This is a genomic window from Psychrobacter sp. 4Bb, from assembly GCF_002836735.1.
Lineage (GTDB): Bacteria > Pseudomonadota > Gammaproteobacteria > Pseudomonadales > Moraxellaceae > Psychrobacter.
This window is the reverse complement of the sequence record NZ_PJAS01000066.1, coordinates 13,021-29,738: the sequence shown is the minus strand read 5'-3', so window position 1 is coordinate 29,738 and position 16,718 is coordinate 13,021. Positions and strand designations below refer to the sequence as shown.

Below are 16,718 nucleotides of genomic sequence, written 5' to 3'. Positions count from 1 at the left end.
TTTTTTATGTAAATACTCAAACAAACTCTTGGTCAATCCATAATAATGTTAATACAAGGAAACCAAGTGCAAAGACTAAGCGTAGATGTACAAATCATCCTTCAAATGAGGTTAACACAGTAGTCGTTTATTATGGGGAGACCTTAGAACGCTTACATTCTAAAGACACCAAATTTTGTCTCTTCAATCGGCGCGTTATATGCAGCGCTCAGCCCTAACGCCAATACATTACGGGTATCAGCAGGATCAATTACGCCGTCATCCCACATACGTGCGGTAGCATAATACGGATGACCTTGCTCTTCATACATTTCACGAATCGGCGCTTTAAATGCTGCTTCGTCTTCTTCGCTCCACGTCTCGCCCTTGCGATCAAAGTTATCACGTTTGACCGTTGCCAGTACTGATGCTGCTTGCTCGCCGCCCATGACAGAGATACGCGCATTTGGCCACATCCATAAGAAACGCGGGCTGTAAGCTCGACCACACATACCGTAGTTACCAGCGCCGAACGAGCCACCGACGATAACGGTGAATTTTGGCACTTTTGCATTGGCCACTGCCATTACCATCTTGGCACCATGACGAGCGATACCTTCGTTCTCGTATTTACGACCCACCATAAAGCCAGTGATATTCTGCAGGAATACTAATGGGATTTTGCGTTTACAGCACAGCTCGATGAAGTGCGTGCCTTTTTGCGCTGATTCACTGAATAAGATACCGTTATTGGCAATAATACCAACAGGCATCCCTTCGATATGAGCGAACCCACAGACCAACGTCGTGCCAAACCGTGCTTTAAATTCATCAAAGGCACTGTCATCAACGATACGCGCGATGATTTCTCTGATATCAAACGGCTTGCGCTTGTCCGTTGGAATCACACCATAGAGTTCTTTGGCATCATAACGTGGCGGACGCGGTGTGATTTGATTGGGGATATTTTTCGCAGGGCGATTTAGGTGACTGACGATATTACGGGCAATCGATAACGCGTGCGTATCGTTTTGCGCTAGATGATCAACCACACCTGATAGTCTAGTATGTACATCACCGCCGCCCAAGTCTTCTGCGGTAACCTCTTCACCTGTTGCTGCTTTGACTAGTGGTGGACCACCCAAAAAGATAGTGCCTTGCTCTTTGACAATAATAGACTCATCGCTCATGGCAGGCACATACGCACCGCCAGCCGTACAGCTGCCCATAACCACAGCGATTTGCGGAATACCTGCCGCACTCAGATTGGCTTGATTAAAAAAGATACGACCGAAATGCTCTTTGTCCGGGAATACATCATCTTGGTTCGGTAAATTGGCACCACCTGAATCAACTAGATACACACATGGCAGATGATTTTCTTGCGCAATCTCTTGTGCTCGTAGATGCTTTTTGACCGTCATTGGGTAGTACGTGCCGCCTTTTACCGTGGCATCATTACAGACAATCATACACTCGATGCCATTGATACGGCCAATACCTGCAATCACGCCAGCTGCCGGAATCTCTTCGCCATACATATTATGTGCGGCCATCGGTGCCACTTCTAGGAACGGCGTGCCTACATCCAATAAACGCTCGACGCGCTCACGTGGTAACAGCTTACCACGCGCTAGATGCTTGGCTCGTGCACGCTCTGAGCCACCTTGGGCAACTTTACGCAAGTGTACATACAGGTCATCGACTACCTCTTGCATCGCGGCACTGTTTTGCTGAAAATCGCTTGAGTTTGGACTCAGTTTACTGGTTATGATAGCGCTCATGATATCCCTTTTTTTCTTATACATAGATAGATACGTAGATGTGAGTAGCTTTTTATATAAATGATACTAACTGCTATTTTTAAGCATTGCTCACATATAGTCGATTCAATTTAAAAGTAGTACAAGGCAACCGAGTGCAGATGTATGTGTGATACTTCAAGCGAGGTTAACGCTGTAATACTTTTATAGCGAAATGAATATGGTTAGTCTTTTGTTTTTTAGAGCAGATAAGTCAGCTTACTACAAACCCAACTCTTCTTTCATTTGCTCAATGATTTTATATTTTTGAATTTTGCCAGTGATAGTCATTGGATATTCAGTCACAAAGCGATAGTAAGTCGGCACTTTATAGTGAGCGATATGCTCACTACAGAACTCGCGTACTTCTTGTTCAGTCAAGCAGCCAGGCTCTTTCGGAATAATCCACGCCGCGAGTACTTCTCCATAACGCTCATCTGGTATACCCACAATTTGTACATCACGAATCTTTGGATGACGATAGAGATAATTTTCAATTTCTACTGGATAGATATTTTCGCCGCCTCGAATCACCATATCTTTACTACGGCCGACGATTTTGACGTAGCCGTCTTCGTCCATTGTGGCCAAGTCACCCGTATGCATCCAACCATCTTGGATCGCTTCGCGGGTCTTGAAACGACTGCCCCAATAGCCTTTCATCACGGAATAGCCTCGTGTAAGCAACTCACCTGTCTCACCTAACGGGACAATTTCACCTGTTTCTGTATCGACGACTTTCACCTCAAGCGCAGGCTGTACCAGTCCTACCGTCGAGACCTGTTTATCAAGTGGCGTGTGCTCATTGGTCTGGCAAGATACGGGGCTGGTCTCTGTCATACCATAGGCAATGGTGACTTCGCTCATATGCATCTTATCGATGACGCGGCGCATAACCTCAATCGGACAGCTAGAGCCAGCCATGATGCCAGTACGTAAGGTAGACAAATCAAAGTTTTCAAATTCAGGATGGTCAAGCTCTGCGATAAACATCGTTGGCACGCCGTGCAGACCTGTACACTTTTCTTCTTCGACTGCCTGTAAGACGGTTAATGGCTCAAAGCCGTCGTTTGGATATACGATACAGCCGCCATGTGTGAGAATCGCTAGATTACCAAGCACCATGCCAAAGCAATGATACAGAGGTACTGGAATACACAGCCTATCCTCTTCAGTGAGGTTCATGGCCTCACCGATGAAGTAGCCGTTGTTAAGGATGTTACGATGGCTTAAGGTAGCGCCTTTTGGTGTACCTGTCGTACCACTGGTGAACTGTACATTGATAGCATCGGTGTTTTTAAGCTGGGCTTGACGCTCAGCAACACGCGGATCGTTGGCATCGCCCTCGCTCATCCACGCAGAGAATTTTTGCATAAAGCCAAATGTCTCGTCCGACTCTGGCTCATCAATCCAGATGATACGTTCAATCGTCGGAATCTCGACCAAATCAAGCTGAGTGTAATCTTTGTGGTAAATCTCAGGACATAGCTCACGGATTAAACTGGCATAGTCACTGGTTTTGAAATGACGCATTAGTACCAGCGCTGAGCAGCCCAGTTTATTTAGGGCATATTGCAACTCAAAAGTACGATAGGCAGGATTGATATTAACGAGGATAACGCCGACTTTTGCCGTGGCCAATTGCATGAGTAACCACTCGGCATTGTTGTGTGACCAAATACCGATACGATCGCCAATCTCTAGTCCCATCTCAATCATGCTACTGGCTAGCTGATTCACTTGCTGCTGTAGCTCACGATATGTCCAGCGGATATTTTGATGGCGGACGACCAGTGCTTCGCGCTCAGGATATTTAGAAACAATAGCATCAAAAAAGTCACCGATTGTCGCTTCAATCAGCGGTACATCAGGACCTTTGTCATAGCTTTGAGTAAGTGGTGCATTGGCTGAGCGTGCGCCCATATTGATACTAGGAATGTTGTTTAAAATAGTGTCGAAGTCAACGTGAATCGAATCGAAATCAGGAGTTTGAGTCATAACGAGTCCTTTCGTTTTACTTTTTATATCATTTATAAATAGCACTTATTAATAGCCTGCGTGCAAACCTTCTTCCTTGGGCAGGTCTTACATAGCATTCAGCTACTATAACGCCATCAATGAAAGCCTGTCAACAATATCAATACAGTATGTATCATTTAATTAGACAGCCTATATTTCTACTTAGTAAAAGGTAACATAGAATCATGGCAAATATTTGACATAAAAAAGCCAACCACATCGTAAGTAATGGGCTGGCTCAATCATCAATACTGTCGTTTAACTAAGTCCTCTGGAAAACATCTAATAAAGGACATCACTTATAAATGATGTCCTTTCATTAGTTTTTCAAAAAACGGTATTGCAATCGTTATGCCTTAGGAACTGCAGGCGCTTTAATCGTTACTGTTGCGCTAACGGCTTCATTATCATCGATCAAATCCATGATTAGCTCATCATCGCTTTCAGTCTTTACTTGCCAATTGCCCGCTGCTTGCGGTACGCCCGTCACCATCACAGAGATGGCTTTGTTCTTAAGGCGAATCATTGGCGGCTTATGATCATAACCACTATGCTCATGACCTAAGATATCATCAGCGATAGTCGCAGCCTGCGCACGTAATGGCGCAACATAACGACAAGCAACCCCATTGATAGACATACAGTCGCCGATGGCATAGATATTCGCTGCATTGGTGCGCAACGTCGCTGCATCCACCACAATACCCGTACGGCGATCGAATTCCACACCAGCCGCAGCAGGTAATTGCTCATCGACTGTCAGACCTGTACTGGCAATCACATGATCTACAATCAGTGGTTCGAGCGGCTGAATATCAGTATTATCTGCATCCGTTGATAATGGGGCATAGTCTACTTGTAGCTTCTCGCCATCTTCGCTGTCATTGCTATTGCAATTAATACGAGCGACAGCTGATACTTGATAACCACCTAAGAATTGAATACCCTGCGACTCGATCGCTTTGGCTATACGTGCAGTCGCTTTTGCTGGTAGCATCTGTGAAAGCGGTGCATCGTTTAAATCAATGAGCGTTACTTTATGACCAGCTTTAAGCAGGTCTTCTGCGATTTCTGTACCCACCATACCAGCACCAACGATCGCAACATGCTGGCTACCTGCTGCTAGCTTTTCTTGTAACTGACTAAAGCGCTCGATATGATTGACATGCCAGACCAAATCTTGTGGCAGACTTTTAGGAAAGATAGGGTGCGCGCCCATCGCTAGCACCATTTTCTCATAGCCGATAGTCGTCAGTGCGTCATCTGACTGCGCAGTAGAGCGCACCTGTACAGTTTGGCTCACTGGATCAATATCTGTCACTTGCGTATTGGCTAGCAACGTCACTTCTGCTGTGTTCGCCGCCCCGCTACCAGACGCCCGTACCAAATCTGATGCTCGTTTGTTTTGGCTGATTGCCATCGTCAACATCGGCTTATGATAACGGTCGCCACTATCAGCCGTGATTAATGTGATTGGAATCTCTGTGTCTTTGGCACGAATGGCATCAATGACATGCCAGCCTGCCAGTCCTGCACCAATAATAACCACACCTTTTCTTGCTGCTGTGCTCGATGCTACAGATAGGTTTTCTACGCTCATATAAACTCCAAGATGGTTTATGAATTATTTTAATTATCAAAAATATTGACCGCTATTGTATCAGTAAACAGCCATTCACTCACCTATCTAGCAATTCACTTAGTCAATATCGAACTCCATGCGATGTGCTGTTGCACGCATGGTTTCACTATCTATTAATTTTTCTATACAGTATAGACTTGCATGGATGCCTGCACTTATCCCCGCTGATGTGACAATATTACCAGTATCATCACTGGTATCTACAAAACGCGTATGCGAGATCACATCGATATCAGGATAGGATGCTAAATTATCCAAATCCATCCAGTGCGTGGTTGCTGACTTACCAGCTAGCAAACCTGCCTTAGCCAATAGCAATGCTCCCGTACACACTGAAAGCGTCAGCTCTGCCAAACTTGCTTGATTAATCAGATGAGCCATTTCATCTGCCTTTGCCGTTTGCGATTTCTCTAATCCTGCGACTATTCCCGCTCTATTTTCAACAGCTTTATAGTCTCAAAGCTATCTTATTCAAATTCCTTGTGTGTAAACATCACAAGCTCTAAATCATTTTTCAAATAGCTATACAAAAAAAGCTCAATACAAAGCGCCCTATTAAAGATAGCGTTGAACTGTCTTTAATAGGGCGCTTTGTATAATCATTAGCAGTAGAAAGAAAAGTAAGCTTTAGAACATGTCTTCATATTAGAAACACTGTTATACACAATCGTAAATCAAAGTGTATTTAATGATTTAAAATCTTCGACAGGAACATCTGCGCACGGTCACTTTTTGCGCCTTCAAAAAACTCATCCTTACTACAGTTTTCTACGATATGCCCTTCATCCATAAAGATAATACGATTGGCCACCTGACTGGCAAAGCCCATTTCATGCGTCACGCACATCATGGTCATACCATCACGAGTCAGCTCAACCATCACATCTAGCACCTCTTGAATCATCTCAGGATCAAGCGCGGAGGTTGGTTCATCAAATAGCATTGCGACTGGATCCATGGCCAACGCTCGTGCAATCGCAACACGCTGCTGCTGACCACCAGAGAGCTCCGCTGGATATTTCGCCGCTTGTACCGTCAGACCAACACGGTCTAGATAGGCCATCGCTTTTTGTTTTGCCTCAGACTCTTTACGGCCCAACACTTTGATTTGCGCCACGGTCAAATTATCAATAATAGTCAAATGTGGAAACAACTCAAAATGCTGAAACACCATGCCGACACGGCTACGTAACTTAGGTAAATTAGTCTTTGGGTCACCGACAGAGATGCCATTGACCATGATGCCACCCTTTTGAAAAGGCTCAAGTCCATTCACTGTCTTAATCAAAGTTGATTTACCACTACCCGATGGACCACAAACAACAACGACATCACCTTTATGTACATGCGCTGTACAGTCAGTCAGTACTTGAAAGTCTCCATACCATTTACTGACATTAGATATCTCAATGACCATCTCATCACTAGCATGACCACTATTGGTAACCAGCCCGCCAAAGGCATTTACGTACGTATCAGCATTGCTCATCACTGGCTCCTAACCACATTATTTTCGATAGTCATTATTTAAAAAAGGTAAATCAAACGCTCAAACTTTCAACATTCAAAAGCGCAAGCGATAGGCATATCAAAATAGCTATATTAAAACCGCAAACGCTTCTGTAATTGTTGCACACCAATAGAAGCACTTAAGCTAATCACAAAGTAGACAGCACCAGCACCTAGAATATACGGCGTGAGTAGTCCCATTAGCTCACCGCGCACGTAGGCTGCGCGGAAAAAGTCGGTCAAACCAATGGCAAATACCAGTGTCGTATCTTGGAATAAAATAATACATTGTTGCAAAATCAATGGCAGCATCTTACGAAAGGCTTGTGGCAAGATGACCAGACGCATGGTCTGCCCATAAGTCATGCCGAGCGCTTTTGCCGCATTGACCTGCCCGCTACCAATCGATTGAATACCAGCACGCACCACTTCTGAGAAATAAGCGGCCTCAAACATCATAAATGCGACCACACAAGAGGCAAACGCAGCATCGAGTTGCAGGTACTTACCCGCTACCCAAAGATAAATCATCGGTACGGCAAAATAAAACCATAGCAATACCAATAGCAGTGGCACGGAGCGGAAGTAATTGACGTATAGTTTGGCTGGAATTTCAAGCGCTTTGATACCTGACAAACGCATCAATGCCAATATGGTACCTAAACTGATACCGCCCAAAATAGCCAAAAACAGTACTTTTAAGGTGGTAAGCATGCCACCCATCAAACCAGGATAGGCTGTTGCCAATTCGGTCATATTCATTTCTGACCTCCCGCAATAAGCCCAGGCACACGCAATTTACGTTCAATCAACCCCATAATAGCGATCAAGGATAGATTGAAAACCAAATAAATAATCGTTGCGTAAGTATATATCTCGATACTATTTTGAGTGTATTCGCTGATGGTTTTGGTTTGGCTAATCAGCTCCATTACCCCCACTAGCGAGGCCACAGAGGCGTTTTTGAAGCAGTTAGTCAGCTCAGAGCTGAGCGGTGGCAAGATAATACGAAATGCTTGCGGTAGCAGTACTTCTTTATAGACTTGTGGAATGCTAAACCCTAATGCATAGGCCGCATTAATTTGTCCATCTGGTAATGACTCAATACCTGTCCGTACCTGTTCCACGATACGAGCAGCGGTAAATAGGCCAAGACCAATACTGGCTGACAACATGGCTGAGGTATTCGGAGACAAATCCTTATACCACCATTCTTGTATCGTCGGCGTGAGCCAGCCAGGGGCGATATAAAACCAAAAGAACAGTTGAACAAGCAGTGGAATATTACGAAAAAATGTCACATAAGCCGTACCGATTGCACGAGCAGTCTTGTTGGGCAAAGTACGCATGATACCGAAAATAGTACCGACGACCATCGCAATGACCCATGCGATACTGCCAATCAATAGCAGCCAGCCAAGACCAGTGATCATCCAATGGATATAGAGCTCGTTGCCAATACCAGTCTGCTCAAAGAGCACACCCCAATTCCAGCTATAATTCATGGTTGTCTCTCCGAGCAACGATTGATAAGCCTATACGTCAAATAAAATTACTGGCTATCTGAACGTATAGGCAAGCTATGTTGAGGGACAATGAGCGTTACTGCGCTGCTGCTTCTTTAGGCTGAGCGCTGTCATGCGGATTGGCAATCAAGGCCTTTAAGTTGTCTGACATCTCAAAGTTTAGATTGACGTTCTTTGGTGGGATTGGGTTCAAGAACCACTTGTCATAAATGCTATTGATTTCGCCTGAACTAAAGACATTAGCAAGTGCTTCATCGACTACAGCTTTGAATTCAGGATCATCTTTACGCATCATACAACCATAGATTTCAAACGATTGCGGCGTACCGACGATGACCCACTCATCAGGATTTTTTGCTTTGGCTTTTTCGCCTGCGAGCAATACATCATCCATCATAAAGGCATCAGCGCGACCATTCTCTAGCATTAGGAAGCCTTCGCCATGATCTTTGGCTGAGATGATGTTGGTATCCATTTTATTATCATCGTTGTACTGACGGATATAACGCTCTGAAGTCGTGCCTGCTGTCGTTACCAGAGTTTTACCTTTTAGGTCTTCAAAATCTTGAATACCAGAATCTTTTTTGGTCAACAGACGCGTACCGATTTCAAAGAAACCGTTTGAGAAAGCGACTTGCTTTTGACGTTCTTCGTTATTGGTTGTTGAGCCACACTCAAAATCTACTGTGCCGTTTTGTACCAATGGGATACGAGTTTGCGAAGTAATTAGGTTATAGCGAACGTTAAGGTCTGGCATGTTTAGCTTTTGCTTAACGGCTTCAACCACTTTCATTTCCAAGTCGTGTGCATAGCCAATCGGTTGGTTAGGATCATCAGCGATATAAGAGAAAGGAATAGAGGAATCACGATGACCGACGACAATAGTGCCAGAGTCTTTGATTTTCTGTAGCGTACCGTTAGTCGTGGTTTCTGTCGTCGCTGCATCATCTGCTGGCGCATCGGTGCTGGTCTGGCTGCTGTTATTACATCCCGCTAAACCTAATGCCATAACAGCAGCTAAAGTCAACGGTTTGGAAAATGAGTATGTCATGAAATACATCCTTTTATCGCAAGATTGAGTGAGTGCTTGGACGACATAGGTCTGATTGACCCGACTGCCCCGCATCCGTACGGTTGTTGCTGTTGTTTATCACAATGCAACTTAATGTTACTGTACAACAAATTTGCAGTAGAGGGTGAATTTTTTTTGAGAGAGTACATATTTATGAATATGTTTATATTCTGGCTATAAAATGTTGGCTTATAGCGGCTATCTACTCAGAACTCTGTACAAACAGCTGCTTGGTTGTTTAAGCTCGTTATTAACCTTTGCTGTTTATAATCGTCAAAACAGTCTACTAAGTAAGATTGATAAATCGGCAGCAATCCCCATAAAGCAAACAACTTCTCTATACTACAAATGACTTATGACTCAAGATATCCAAGTCCCCAATACGGACAGCCAAACTATTGGCAACCATGGCAGCAACGACATCCGCCAACGTTTCTTTGTTGAAGACTCGCCTGTGCGCGGTGATGTGGTACGCCTATCACGCAGCTACGCGAGCACGATTGCACAAAAGCCCTACCCTGAAGCCATCAAACGCTTATTGGGTGAGATGCTGACCGCAGCGAGTTTGCTAATCAGCACGGTCAAAATTAACGGCCGCCTATCTATTCAGTTGCAATCATCAGACAGTGACAGCTTACTAAACTGGGCGATGGCGGAATGCGATCAAGACGGTATCATTCGTGCGCTTGCTAGCTGGAAAGGCGAGACGGATGAGCAAGTACAAGCGTGGGACAAAATGACCCATGCCAAAGAAGCGTTTGCTGAACTTGGTGCGATGGGACAAGGCGTATTGTTTATCAATATTCAGCCTGATGGCGGTGAGCCATACCAAGGTATCGTTGAGCGTAGCCATGACAATCTAGCGGACTGCTTAGCACATTATCAAAAGCAATCAGCACAGATTCCAACGTTAATTAACTTGGCATCTGATGGCCTGCAAGCCGGTGGTATCTTGGTACAAATGCTACCGCGTACTGCTGAAGAAACGTCTGAAGTTGAGCAAAACCAAGATGCAGGTATCGATGATGATTTATGGACGCGCTTGTCTGTATTGACGCGTACGGTAAAAGCAGAAGAGCTAACGACACTGGATGCTAACGAAATCCTTTATCGCTTGTATCACGAAGAAAACATCGTGGCACCTGAGCCTGCGCCTCTATCATTTGGTTGCACTTGTTCACGCGAGAAGTGTGAAATGGCAATCGAGCAAATTGGTGAAGCAGAAGCATTAGACATCGTCGAAGAGCAAGGCGGTACATTTGAGATGGATTGTGGATTCTGCGGTGAAGTCTATAAATTCAATAAAGATGATGTAGCAGCGATATTTGCTGAGTAAGTTTTCTTACTTACTATAAGTCAATGTTTATAAAAAAACCCTCAAGCGTCATGCTTGAGGGTTTTTGTTTTATACTGAGTTTTTACATTACTGGTATTAGTTATGAGTAGCTTTTGGCAAGAATTGTTCATAAGTTGGGGCGGTAATGCTGTTCTAGTTGGCTTAATTGCTTATATTGGCAAAATATACTTCGAGAGAATTGGTCGCAAGGAACAAGCATCTATTGATGAGCGTTTAAAACGTCTAGAACAAGATCACGAGAAAATATTAAATAAAGACGAACATTTCCATCAAATATCACAGCAAACATATCAAGCACTATTTGAACGTAAGATAAAAGTTTACGATGAATTACTGAACCTAACAATTGTGTTTGAAAAACTAACTTACCCAAAATTTTCTCAATGGGATGAAATGGAGGCAGAAAATAGAATCGGTTATTTATTTTTGATGTCAAGGCTTCATACTGAACTGTCAACGACATATTCAGCTATAGATAATATAATTTCAAAAAATATTACCGTTTTAAGCCCTCAGCTTTCTGAAAAATTTTTAACCTGGCTAGTTTACTTTAGATCTGAATTTGACTCACATAATAAAGAAAACCTAGATAAGAGCCTCAAAAGTATGGGAGAAGCTTTCTTATCTCAAACTAACAGTAATAACAGGCAAATCAAAAACCTTCTTGAAGAAAGTGAAAAAAACTCATATAAAGAAAAGATAAATATGCAAAATATCAAAGGCAGTTTACTTTTGAAAAATCTAGAGAAGTTTAATGAAATATTAGAGCAAATAAAAAAAGACTCACTAATGATAAATCAAAAAATCAATCATATTGACTTATAAAGTAGTAGCGCAGATAACTCGAAATAATACACACAACCCTCTACACCGCCACATCTAAACTTCTAGGATAAGAGTGTATGCGCGGACGTCCGGCGTAGTCACTTAGACCATTATCAAGTAGCCATTCAACCACTTGTTCGCGCACTCGCCTACTATGGATTAAGTTCATATGATTGACGCCATAAAACACTGCTTTATGACCATCTGGCACAAACAAAGCATGCTCAGCGTCATCTTCACCCAACGCTGAAGCCACTGATACCAAACTGTCTCCGAGCAGATCCGTCACTTTAGAATCATAATGCGTCTCAAGCAAAGCACTGGCGACAAAGTAAGTTTTAATACCACTTGGCAATCGTGCAGGATGGCGGAAATCTTGTGGCAACACGCTACGTCCTTCTAATGCTTTCCAATCCGCATCACGAATACTGCCATGACGTAGATCAATAATACCAGCACTGCGCATATCACCGAGCTTGGCCAGTGAGCCCGCAAACGGTAATTTGGCAATAATGTCTTGTACATAATTACCGATACGCTCAAGGACTGCCCCATGATGCGGCGAACCTAGCGTGATGAGATTGCCCACGCGCTTGATCCAGTCTAGGCGATCTTGCTCGCCATAAAATAGTGCACTGCGAGAGACCAAGCCGCCCATACTATGTCCAACAAGATCTATCTGACTGATATTTGGGTTGTCAGCGACCAGCGCTTGTAGCAATTGAGAGAATTTACGGCCGCTACGCGAGATACGGCGACCTGTGTTGTAATCCAAATATAACACCGTGGTATCAGGCTGGCTGACATGAATGGCCTCGCCTAAATCATTATCTGCTTGGGCTTGCCAGCTTAAATGACTCATGCATAGACCATGGCACAAGATAACGATACGGCCTGATAGCACTTCATTCTGTGGTTTGCCGTCTTGAGTGTATAGCATCATCGGAATGGCGAGCGCATTTTGATTGTTGACAAGATGATCACCCATGACACCATTGAGCACATTGACCAGCTTTTTTAGTGAGTCTGGTAGTGGCTGCACTGACTTTTGGAGAATCAGGTTTTTGTATATGCGTAGTACAGACGCTAGATTATTACCGACCATTTGCATGACATGACGTATCGTGCCATAGATACGTCCAGTAAATCCGCGCGACCATTTATTTAAATGTTTGTCATTGAAGCGGCCTAGCGGACGCAAAATAACTTCACGGTGGATGGCTTCTACGATTTCTGTAATCTCAACCACACCCATGGTGGCAAGCTGAGCCAATCCTTCAAAAAAATCAGCCAAAGATACAGGGGTTTTGTTGATTTCATCACTGTCATCCGCATCTGCTAGTAGCTTAACCAGTTCATCCATATCGATGGCTTCGAGTTGGTCGATTTGCTCATATAGATGACTGTGTAGCGGTACACTCGCATCTGGGACAAAATGCGCATCGAGCTCATGATGAGTACGAGTATAGCTACTATCGTTTTGAGCGTCGCTGTCACTAACACTGTCGTTATAAAACACCTTTGGACTGCTCATAATATTTGCACATTCAGCGAAAAAAGTAATGGTCTATATTATCCTGTAACGGCAGCAAAGAGAAGTGAATGGTTTGACTTTAGAACAGGATGACGATTAGCAGAGCCAGATAGGTGATAGACGGTCTCGTTAGCCATTAAATCATTATTAAAATAAAAAACCCCAAGCCTTAACTTGGGATTTTTATGGTTGTGTCTAATAAGTGCTTATAGCTTATCTATCTATATCGTGCTATCAGCCGTATCAAATGATTCTGCCAGTATGACATCACCATCTTCGCGAGTAATCATCACAGTCGCTGAGCGAGGAATACTACCGCCAGCGACAGCGCCCCATGTGTTGCCCGGATGCTGGATGTTGATAAACAGCGTCTTAAAATCTGGTGCCATGGTAATACCTGTTACTTCGCATCCTTCAGGACCGACAAAGAATCGTTTGATATTATCATTGCTAGCAGATGTACCGACTCGGGTTGACTGCCCTGCCGATGTGGTCGTCATCGAGCCATCACTGACTTTGCCTGGCAGAGCTGCGAGCAACATGCAGCTACTGGTATCGGTATAAGCGCCGTCATCTGTCTGAATCCATAAGACACCGCGCGGGTCAAAATATAGCCCATCAGGTGAAGAGAAGTCATTATTGTCATTTAATTGAGAGAGGTTTTCTGCTGATAAATCACTTGGCGCACCAAACAGATAAATGTCCCATTCGAAGCTCGTTGCGGCATGGTCGCCGCCCGCTTCTGCCCAGCGAATAATGTGACCATTGTCATTACCAAGTGCTTTTCCGCTTGACTGATAGCTACGCGGATTGGAAGCTGAGACAGGCTGGTCGTCACGTACGCCGCGATATTTATTATTGGTCAATGTCACGTAGACATCACCCGTCATAGGGCTGACCGATACCCATTCAGGTCGATCCATTTTGGTAGCACCAGCAGCATCGGCAGCTGCACGGGCAAAGACCAATACTTCATCTTGTCCATTGAATGGCAGTACACTATTAAAAGCATCCAGTCCGTTTTGACCGTGGACGAGAGCTTTCCACTCACCGCTACCATCTTCGTTAAATACCGCCACATATAGCGTGCCGTCATTCAGATATTTGTCACCTGCTTTTAGTCCGCCGCCAATATCCGAGTTTGACCACATCGCTTTGGAGACAAACTTATAAATGTACTCACCTCGGGCGTCATCACCCATATAGAATACCACTGGCTTACCTTGCTCGACAGGAGCATACGCGCAGTTTTCATGAGCGAATCGGCCCAGTGCGGTACGTTTTTGCGGTATAGAGTTTTGGTCAAATGGGTCAATTTCAGTAATATAACCGAAAGTGTTAAAGCCATAGCGATAATCTTCAGCAGCACTGGCACCGACTGCGGTCATATCCCAGCGTGAGAACTCGTCTGCTATTTTGGCATCCTTTGCCTCTGGGGTATGCCATAAATACTCCCAACCTGGGAAGTCCTCCACCGCACCGTAGCGCTCGCGCGCATAGTTATCACCAGCGCTCAATTGGCTGGCATCTTGTCCACGGGCAAACACACCCAAGAAGTTCTCTTCGGTCGTCAAATAAGTACCCCACGGTGAAAGACCTGCGCCGCAATTGTTATTGATACCGCGAGTCTGATAGCCTGTCGGATCAAACTTGGTCTTGACCAGAGCAGAGCCTGCCACAGGGCCAGCCAATTGCGCTGTTGTACTACTGGTGATACGGCGATTGTATTTAGAATCAGGTACCATCTCATAACCCATACCATCTGCACGGCGAGTTAACTCAACGACTGAGACCCCATGACAGTTGACTTCACGGCGCACATCGCTGGCCCGACGGCTGCGTTGAAATAAAGGCGCAGCATCTTTATCTTCGATGACATCATACCCAAACGGGCTTAACTCCTCACTATTTACGTATTCATGATTCATAACCAGTAGGCCATTCTCTGGGGCTTTGGCATCGTACGCATTGCCTTTTTTGCCAAAGAACCACATGCCATCATGGTTGTCGCCCATGCGCCATTCAAACGACTCGGCTGAATTTTCACGGTTATCGCGCCAGTCGTCTAGACCAGGCATCAGCGGTGTACCAAGTGGTAATATCATCTCTGCCTTGTAGCCTGCTGCTACGGTCATCGTATCAGCTGTTGAATGCGCGACTGCTTCAAACTTTAGGGTATCAGGACGCTTTAGATCACCTTGTGCAGGGATAGCGGCATTATCGTCATTACCAACAATATTTCTATCGTCGTCGTCACTACAACCGACCAAAGGTAATGCGCCAAAAAACGCAGCAGCCGTCAACCCTGTGCCACCTTTTAGGATACTACGGCGGTTCAATCGACGATTGATAATCGTCTGAAAGTCAGTATTATTAGTAGGATTGGAGTCTTCAACCACTTCGTGGGCAAGCGTTCGCTCATTGTTCAATAATGTCATTATCAGTCACCTTGCTATTAGGCTAGATTGGCAGAGAGTTGATCGCGGCTTTATCATTACGACCACAAAAATACGAATTCCGCTTAAGTCTACTCAACCTTTATGACAGCACGCTGAACAATAGGTGACAAACTGATGACAATCGAATGTACTGACGATTATTGAAAAATAGAATGATTAGATAGCTAGCATTGTTTGGCCGTTAGCAAATTTTAGAAATAAATATAAAGTCTTAAAAGCAAAAACCCCAAGCAATTGCTCAGGGTTTTTAATATGCGTCTGTTATTGCAATCAAGCTCACTGTACTTGTGATACCCACTCATGAGCACCCAGTTTTAGTTTAAGCTGATCGCCTGCTTGCAACACACCAACGCCGCTTGGCGTACCAGTCATAATTACATCCCCTGCTTGCAAGCTAAAGGCATGACTGATATTGACCAGCAATTCATAGACAGGAAATAGCATTAAGGCACTATCGCCATCTTGCGTTAATTTATCATTGATAGACAGCTGATACTGTACACTCTGCAGATTGCCAAACGCTTGCGGGTCAAGCCAATCAGCAAGGACGCAAGCTCCGTCAAAACACTTAGCACGCTCCCACGGATGACCTTTTTCTTTTAGCTTGCTTTGCAAATCACGCAAGGTCAAATCCAGCCCCAATGTCACGCCACCAATCGCTTGCTGAGCTTGCTCAATCGTCGCCATAGATAAATCAGTTGACAACTGAATACATAGCTCGGCCTCGTAGTGAGTCTCGCCAAACAGCTCTGGACTTGGGCGAACCACATCACCACGGATAGAAACCACTGAAGACGCAGGCTTCATAAACAGTATCGGCGTGGTTGGCACTTCATTGCCCAACTCTGCAGCATGTGCCGCATAGTTGCGACCAACACAGACGACTTTACCAATAGAAGCACGCAATCTTTCATTATGATTGATAGCGCCCTGCTCGGCATTGACACCGGCTGCAATGGCGTTCGCTAATGACTCGTGTGGCGATTGGCTCATA

The 16,718-nt window shown here is 44.5% G+C and carries 13 protein-coding genes; 2 read left to right on the top strand and 11 right to left on the bottom strand.

Annotated features, from left to right (window positions below):
- Window positions 1–152: 152 nt before the first annotated feature.
- The 8 genes from CXF60_RS09015 to CXF60_RS08980 all read right to left on the bottom strand — a co-directional run bounded on the left by CXF60_RS09015 (window position 153) and on the right by CXF60_RS08980 (window position 9,528).
- Entirely contained in the window at window positions 153–1,763 is a 1,611-nt protein-coding gene (locus CXF60_RS09015) for a carboxyl transferase domain-containing protein (protein WP_102091657.1), read from the bottom strand.
- Between the two features lie 240 nt (window positions 1,764–2,003).
- Window positions 2,004–3,779, bottom strand: coding sequence for an AMP-binding protein (locus tag CXF60_RS09010; RefSeq protein ID WP_102091656.1), 1,776 nt, complete (start codon window positions 3,777–3,779; stop codon window positions 2,004–2,006).
- Window positions 3,780–4,149: 370 nt separating this feature from the next.
- Complete coding sequence (locus tag CXF60_RS09005) at window positions 4,150–5,400, bottom strand: FAD-dependent oxidoreductase (RefSeq protein WP_102091655.1); 1,251 nt, start codon at window positions 5,398–5,400, stop codon at window positions 4,150–4,152.
- A 99-nt stretch (window positions 5,401–5,499) separates the two neighbouring features.
- Window positions 5,500–5,823, bottom strand: a complete 324-nt coding sequence (locus CXF60_RS09000) for a DJ-1/PfpI family protein (protein ID WP_228707089.1) — start codon at window positions 5,821–5,823, stop codon at window positions 5,500–5,502.
- A 304-nt stretch (window positions 5,824–6,127) separates the two neighbouring features.
- Complete coding sequence (locus CXF60_RS08995) at window positions 6,128–6,859, bottom strand: amino acid ABC transporter ATP-binding protein (RefSeq protein WP_145990211.1); 732 nt, start codon at window positions 6,857–6,859, stop codon at window positions 6,128–6,130.
- 185 nt (window positions 6,860–7,044) lie between these two features.
- Window positions 7,045–7,713 (bottom strand): ABC transporter permease subunit, encoded by a 669-nt coding sequence (locus tag CXF60_RS08990; RefSeq protein ID WP_102091653.1) that lies wholly within the window; start codon window positions 7,711–7,713, stop codon window positions 7,045–7,047.
- Window positions 7,710–8,456, bottom strand: a complete 747-nt coding sequence (locus CXF60_RS08985) for an amino acid ABC transporter permease (protein ID WP_102091652.1) — start codon at window positions 8,454–8,456, stop codon at window positions 7,710–7,712. The genes CXF60_RS08990 and CXF60_RS08985 overlap by 4 nt, the downstream gene beginning before the upstream one ends.
- A gap of 97 nt (window positions 8,457–8,553) precedes the next feature.
- On the bottom strand, window positions 8,554–9,528 hold the full coding sequence (locus CXF60_RS08980) for a glutamate/aspartate ABC transporter substrate-binding protein (protein ID WP_180958124.1): 975 nt from the start codon (window positions 9,526–9,528) through the stop codon (window positions 8,554–8,556).
- Between the two features lie 376 nt (window positions 9,529–9,904).
- Here CXF60_RS08980 and CXF60_RS08975 point away from each other — a divergent pair, with 376 nt between their 5' ends.
- Both CXF60_RS08975 and CXF60_RS08970 read left to right on the top strand, forming a co-directional pair.
- Window positions 9,905–10,885, top strand: coding sequence for an Hsp33 family molecular chaperone HslO (locus CXF60_RS08975; protein WP_102091651.1), 981 nt, complete (start codon window positions 9,905–9,907; stop codon window positions 10,883–10,885).
- Between the two features lie 102 nt (window positions 10,886–10,987).
- Window positions 10,988–11,731, top strand: coding sequence for a hypothetical protein (locus tag CXF60_RS08970; protein WP_102091650.1), 744 nt, complete (start codon window positions 10,988–10,990; stop codon window positions 11,729–11,731).
- A gap of 40 nt (window positions 11,732–11,771) precedes the next feature.
- Here the strand turns inward: CXF60_RS08970 and CXF60_RS08965 are convergent, their stop codons facing one another.
- The 3 genes from CXF60_RS08965 to CXF60_RS08955 form a co-directional block, all read right to left on the bottom strand.
- On the bottom strand, window positions 11,772–13,265 hold the full coding sequence (locus CXF60_RS08965) for an alpha/beta fold hydrolase (RefSeq protein ID WP_102091649.1): 1,494 nt from the start codon (window positions 13,263–13,265) through the stop codon (window positions 11,772–11,774).
- Window positions 13,266–13,486: 221 nt separating this feature from the next.
- Window positions 13,487–15,703, bottom strand: coding sequence for a PhoX family protein (locus CXF60_RS08960; protein ID WP_102091648.1), 2,217 nt, complete (start codon window positions 15,701–15,703; stop codon window positions 13,487–13,489).
- A gap of 297 nt (window positions 15,704–16,000) precedes the next feature.
- Window positions 16,001–16,630 carry a fumarylacetoacetate hydrolase family protein gene (locus tag CXF60_RS08955; protein WP_416376872.1) on the bottom strand — a complete coding sequence of 210 codons (630 nt, stop codon included), beginning with the start codon at window positions 16,628–16,630 and terminating at the stop codon, window positions 16,001–16,003.
- Window positions 16,631–16,718: the final 88 nt, after the last annotated feature.

What these genes read in the sequence shown, in the direction of transcription:
- CXF60_RS08995 (WP_145990211.1), bottom strand. Translation starts at nt 6,859, where the DNA reads ATGGTCATTGAGATATCTAATGTCAGTAAATGGTATGGAGACTTTCAA.
- CXF60_RS09000 (WP_228707089.1), bottom strand. Translation starts at nt 5,823, where the DNA reads ATGGCTCATCTGATTAATCAAGCAAGTTTGGCAGAGCTGACGCTTTCA.
- CXF60_RS08970 (WP_102091650.1), top strand. Translation starts at nt 10,988, where the DNA reads ATGAGTAGCTTTTGGCAAGAATTGTTCATAAGTTGGGGCGGTAATGCT.
- CXF60_RS09015 (WP_102091657.1), bottom strand. Translation starts at nt 1,763, where the DNA reads ATGAGCGCTATCATAACCAGTAAACTGAGTCCAAACTCAAGCGATTTT.
- CXF60_RS08990 (WP_102091653.1), bottom strand. Translation starts at nt 7,713, where the DNA reads ATGAATATGACCGAATTGGCAACAGCCTATCCTGGTTTGATGGGTGGC.
- CXF60_RS08975 (WP_102091651.1), top strand. Translation starts at nt 9,905, where the DNA reads ATGACTCAAGATATCCAAGTCCCCAATACGGACAGCCAAACTATTGGC.
- CXF60_RS08965 (WP_102091649.1), bottom strand. Translation starts at nt 13,265, where the DNA reads ATGAGCAGTCCAAAGGTGTTTTATAACGACAGTGTTAGTGACAGCGAC.
- CXF60_RS08985 (WP_102091652.1), bottom strand. Translation starts at nt 8,456, where the DNA reads ATGAATTATAGCTGGAATTGGGGTGTGCTCTTTGAGCAGACTGGTATT.
- CXF60_RS08980 (WP_180958124.1), bottom strand. Translation starts at nt 9,528, where the DNA reads ATGACATACTCATTTTCCAAACCGTTGACTTTAGCTGCTGTTATGGCA.
- CXF60_RS09005 (WP_102091655.1), bottom strand. Translation starts at nt 5,400, where the DNA reads ATGAGCGTAGAAAACCTATCTGTAGCATCGAGCACAGCAGCAAGAAAA.
- CXF60_RS08960 (WP_102091648.1), bottom strand. Translation starts at nt 15,703, where the DNA reads ATGACATTATTGAACAATGAGCGAACGCTTGCCCACGAAGTGGTTGAA.
- CXF60_RS09010 (WP_102091656.1), bottom strand. Translation starts at nt 3,779, where the DNA reads ATGACTCAAACTCCTGATTTCGATTCGATTCACGTTGACTTCGACACT.